Annotated in this window: 6 protein-coding genes; all 6 read left to right on the top strand. The window is 51.7% G+C overall.

Annotation, left to right across the window (positions count from 1 at the left end):
- The coding region (locus M0974_RS23375) for a methylated-DNA--[protein]-cysteine S-methyltransferase (RefSeq protein WP_297842489.1) at positions 1 to 595 on the top strand (595 nt) is incomplete at its 5' end.
- A complete protein-coding gene (locus M0974_RS23370) occupies positions 595 to 1,287 on the top strand; it encodes a 2OG-Fe(II) oxygenase (RefSeq protein ID WP_297842486.1) in 693 nt (230 codons plus the stop codon). The genes M0974_RS23375 and M0974_RS23370, both read left to right, overlap by 1 nt.
- Positions 1,280 to 1,546, top strand: coding sequence for an Ada metal-binding domain-containing protein (locus tag M0974_RS23365; protein WP_297842484.1), 267 nt, complete (start codon positions 1,280 to 1,282; stop codon positions 1,544 to 1,546). The genes M0974_RS23370 and M0974_RS23365 overlap by 8 nt, the downstream gene beginning before the upstream one ends.
- A gap of 25 nt (positions 1,547 to 1,571) precedes the next feature.
- Positions 1,572 to 2,348, top strand: coding sequence for a 2OG-Fe(II) oxygenase (locus M0974_RS23360; RefSeq protein ID WP_297842481.1), 777 nt, complete (start codon positions 1,572 to 1,574; stop codon positions 2,346 to 2,348).
- Positions 2,349 to 2,550: 202 nt separating this feature from the next.
- Complete coding sequence (locus M0974_RS23355; protein WP_297842478.1) at positions 2,551 to 3,291, top strand: flavin reductase family protein; 741 nt, start codon at positions 2,551 to 2,553, stop codon at positions 3,289 to 3,291.
- Between the two features lie 513 nt (positions 3,292 to 3,804).
- A partial coding sequence (locus M0974_RS23350; protein ID WP_297842477.1) for a TMEM175 family protein occupies positions 3,805 to 4,032 on the top strand: 228 nt, incomplete at its 3' end.

Below are 4,032 nucleotides of genomic sequence, written 5' to 3'. Positions count from 1 at the left end.
CGGTTCTGGTTTCAACTCCAATAGCCGCTTTTATGAGACATCCGCCGGACTGCTCGGAATGTGCGCTCGCGATTATCGCGACGGCGGACAGAACGCAGTGATTCGCTTCGCGGTTGGTCAATGTTCTCTGGGTGCCATTCTCGTCGCTCAGAGCCAGCGCGGTATTTGCGCGATTCTTCTTGGCGACGATCCTGATGCGCTGGTGCGAGACCTCCAGGATATGTTCCGTAAAGCGGACTTTATTGGTGGTGATGAGAACTTCGAGCTACTAATTGCACAAGTCGTCGGTTTCATCGAAGCGCCGGCCGTTGGCCTCAACCTGCCCTTGGACGTGCGTGGCACCGCCTTCCAGGAACGTGTCTGGCAGGCCTTGCGGGAAATCCCCGCTGGGGAAACGGCCAGCTACACCCAAATTGCCGAGCGCATTGGATCACCCAAATCGGTCCGGGCGGTGGCACTCGCCTGCGGTGCCAACAAGATCGCCGTGGCTATTCCATGTCATCGAGTCGTTCGGCAAAGCGGAGAGCTTTCAGGTTACCGCTGGGGTGTCGATCGCAAACGTGCATTGTTGGACCGCGAGGGAGCAGACGAATAATGAACACCGAATCATTGGCTGGGCTGAACTGGGCCGACATCGAGTCAGAACTGAGTCGCGAAGGTTATGCGCTATTACCAGGTTTATTTGAACCTTCTGAGGTACAAAAAATTGCGCAGGCATTAATCCGTGAAACAGAGACGATTGCTCGTCAACGTGACGCAGACGCACCCGATTCGCAGGGCAGCTCAACGCTTCTGACGTCGGCGCTACCAGAAACTCTTAATACCTTGAGAGAGAGTTGCTACCAGCACCTCAAGTCTCTCGCGAGCACGTGGAACGAGCTCATGGGAATTGACGCTGTAGCAGCCAGCACAAAACAGGTCGATGGCAAGCGCGTCTATGGGGCAGTACAAACACTCGGAGAACATGAGTACCAAGTACTTACCCAAAATCCGAATACGCAGTTCCCTGTCCAACTGGTGATGCTTCTATCGGATCCCGGTACAGATTTCACCGGCGGGCAGTTTGTGATGACCGAGCAACGCCCACGCATGCAATCTCGCCCTATGGTACTGCCCTTGGCCGTCGGCGATGTAGCCCTCATCGCCACGGCGCATCGACCATTTAAAGGCAGCAAAGGGTACTACCGCGTGAACATGAAACACGCCATCAGCCGGGTCAGAAGCGGCAAGCGTATGGGGCTGGAGCTCCTGCTCGATCACAGTCCACAGGTTTCTACCGGTGAGTGAAAAGTCGTGGAAGTTAATCGGACTAGATGGCATTCCTTACGCCAGTAAGGCTCCAGGCACGCTCGGCGGGCACCGACGTTCGAAAATCTTTGGTCGCCTTGATTGCCGAACAGCGCTGCTCGCAATCGCGCGCGGTGGCTACGTCAAGCATCGCGTGTTTTTTCAGGATGAAGCGACTGCCCTTTCAGCAGGCTATCGGCCCTGTGCGGTATGCCTACCGGATAAGTACGCACTCTGGAAAGCAGCCATAGTTCGCTGACAACGGAGTACAGGAAACTATTCATATGAATTTAAGTAATACTTCTCTAGTACCCGTAAACATCGATATACCTTCGCTGCCGGGTGCCGATCCGCGCGCATTAGATGAACGAGTGACTGCGCTTAACTGGGAGAATATTGAAAATACTCTCAACATAGACGGTTTCGCCGTTACCCCGACGCTTCTCACACCGGCTGAATGTGAGGAGTTAACTGCCCTCTATGATGAGAAAGAACGATTCCGAAGCCGAATCGTAATGGAGCGGTACGCCTTTGGTCGTGGCGAGTACAAATATTTCGGCTATCCCCTTCCTGATCCCGTGGCACGCTTGCGCACTGCGCTTTACGAACAACTGGCGCCGATTGCTAACAGGTGGCACAGCCAGATGAAGATCAGCGAACGCTTCCCAACAAACCATGATGAGTTCACCCAGATCTGTCATGCGGCTGGGCAGCTCCGCCCTACCCCACTGATGCTCAGCTATGGGCCTGGCGATTATTGCTGTCTGCATCAAGACCTGTACGGCGAGCACGTCTTTCCGTTACAGGTGGTGTTTCTACTGTCCGACCCCACTCTCGAATTCACTGGAGGTGAATTGCTTCTCACCGAAAGCGATCCGAAGAAAGGAGGACGCGCTGAAGTAGTGCCCCTCCTGCAGGGCCATGCAGCAATACTCCCCGTCAATTGCAGGCCAATGAAAAGTACACGGGGCTTTTATCGAGGTAATTCCCGACACGGTGTTAGCCAGCTCCGCACAGGACACCGGCATACATTGGGAATAATTTTTCACGATGCCAACTGAAACTGCCCATCTCTCCAATTAACAATTCAATTTAGCGCATTACAACGCAAGAAACAGAGTTAGTTAGAAAAGCATTCGAATTAATATTTATCCACGCAATGATTCCTCGACTACGAGGAGTCACAACTCCTGTTTGTGGATCATACAAAAATTAATACAGACTCACCGACCGAACCGAAATTTCACCGAAGTGAGAATTGATATGAAAGCCAAAAAAAAGCATGTACTGAGTGAGCCATCCATTTTATATCTCGGGACTCCCGTGGTATTGAACAGTTCTGTGAACGAAGATGGCACCTATAACTTGGCACCCATTTCTTCGGCATTCTGGCTCGGGTGGCGGTGCATGCTTGGCTTTGAGGCCGTGTCTCAAACTGCAAAAAATATCATTCGAACCGGCGAATGTGTGATCAACCTACCCACCTGCAGCATGGTTGATGTCGTGAATCGCCTTTCAAAATTGACCGCTTCCAATCCGGTCCCAACTGGTAAAGCCCAGCGCGGGTATAAATATGAGGCGGATAAATTCGGCGCTGCTGGGCTGACCCCAATCGCTTCAGAAACCGTCGATGCTCCACGCGTCTTGGAGTGCCCGATTCAACTGGAGGCCAAATTGGTAAGAATCAATTCTGTCATGGCGGATGAATATGATTACTCCGTTCACGAACGCGCTGAAGAGTGCACCCTGGAAGGAATCACCTGCCTCGAGATGAGAATTCAACGCGTGCACGTGGATCCTTCCATCCTGGCTAAAGACAACCAGAACCGGATCGACCCCAATCTGTGGCGCCCGATGATCATGAGCTTTTGCCGCTATTACGGTCTTGGCCCGGAAATCGCGGAATCCAAATTGGCAGAAATCCCTGAAGAGCAATACCGTACGCCAGATGTAGACCGAGCACGGATTGCACCACTACGAAAAAATAATGCCATGAATTTCTAAGCATTCGCATGAGTGGGCCCCCAAATCAGAAATGGTTTGGGGGCTTTTTTTATTTCGGTGCATTTGAGCCTGGCAACAAACACTACCATCCAGGATATCGCGCCAATAACACTCCCCAGGCAACGGGCACACGCCGCAGCCATATCGAGTCCTTGCATCCTCTTTATAGCCAAACGATGGTAGCAACCATCATTTGCCTGGCTGGCTAGGGAAGTCGTCATCGCGTTGAGACGTTGGCTCACCATTTAGCACGTCTTTTAACCTCGAATATTGCTCACCGAATGTTCCGTCTTCTCAGGCCCATCGGCACTCCGAATATTGCGACGAACTGAAATCAAGCAAAAAAATTACATAGCAATAGACGGAGTGTTCATCTGCGGCCATTCGGTATCCTCTGAACAACGAAAACAAATTACATAACTGAGCAAGTTGTCGCCTGCCGTAGCGAAGGTCACCCGACCAACTTCGGGATTTACCCCGTCCAGAATCACGATAAATCTTGAGTATAAAAGCGTGGAACAAATTAAAGAGATCGACGAGAAAAACAGCAGCCCTGCTCAAATTCATCGCTTGGAAGCACTGTGTGATGGGGTGTTCTCCATCATTATCACACTACTGGTCATTGAGATTCACCGACCCAGTATGGAGGTAGGCCATCTCGCGGAGGAGTTGATCAAGGAATGGCCGTCTTACCTTGCGTATGCGGTAGCTTTTTTATATGTCGGAGTCGTTTGGCTCAAT

The organism is Pseudomonas sp. (genome assembly GCF_026224925.1).
In the GTDB taxonomy this organism is placed as follows: domain Bacteria; phylum Pseudomonadota; class Gammaproteobacteria; order Pseudomonadales; family Pseudomonadaceae; genus Aquipseudomonas.
Note: the sequence above shows the minus strand (reverse complement) of the source record. Positions and strands in the feature narration are given on the sequence as shown.